Here is an 805-nt window from a genome sequence, read left to right as displayed (position 1 = left end):
GCCGTTGGCCGTGAACTTGATCGCATTGCCCAGCAGGTTGATCAGGATCTGGCGCAGGCGCGTGGGGTCGGCGCGCACGTAGCGGGGCAGGTCCAGCGCCAGTTCGCGGCGCAGCAGCAGGCTCTTGGCATCGGCCTGGCCCTGCACGATGCCGGCCGCGTCGCCGATCAGCGCCAGCAGGTCGAAGTCCACGGTTTCGATCGACAGGCGGCCCGCATCGATCTTGGAAAAATCGAGGATGTCGTTCAGGATGGCCAGCAGCGATTCGCTGTTGTGCAGGCCGATGCGCAGGTATTCCTGCGTGCGGCCGCGCACCGTCTGGTCGCGCAGCGCGAATTTCAGCATGCCGATCACGCCGGCCAGCGGCGTGCGGATGTCGTGGCTCATGGCCGACAGGAAGTCGATGCGGTGGCGGCTGACCACTTCCGCGTGCTCCTTGGCCGCCAGCAGCGCGTCGTTGCTGAGGGTCAGCGCCAGCGTGCGCTCCTGCACCCGCTGCTCCAGGTTGTTGCGCAGCAGCCGGATCTGGTCGGCCAGCGCGAACGCCAGCAGCAAGCCGTCCAGCGTGCCGCCCAGCAGGGCCAGCAGCTGCGCATTGGCCACCACGGCGGGAATCAGCCCCAGGTGGGCGGGCAGGATCAGCACGCCTGGCAGCATCAGCGCGATGAAGGCCATGATGAAGAAGCGCGCCGGCTGGTAGCCGCGGCGCCACACGACGATGCCGCAGGTGAGCGCCAGCACCATCCACACGGTGATGACGATGGTGGCCAGCGCATGCGCGTACTGCAGGTAGAAGAAGCAGCTG

Annotated in this window: 1 protein-coding gene; it reads right to left on the bottom strand. The window is 67.6% G+C overall.

Features of this window, described 5'->3' with window-relative positions:
- Window positions 1–805 (bottom strand): histidine kinase dimerization/phospho-acceptor domain-containing protein (locus RRY12_13320; protein MEG2185655.1); only part of this gene is annotated, 805 nt, incomplete at both ends.

This window comes from Cloacibacillus sp. (genome assembly GCA_036655895.1).
Taxonomy (GTDB): Bacteria; Synergistota; Synergistia; order Synergistales; family Synergistaceae; genus JAVVPF01.
This window is presented reverse-complemented; position numbering and strand designations above follow the sequence as displayed.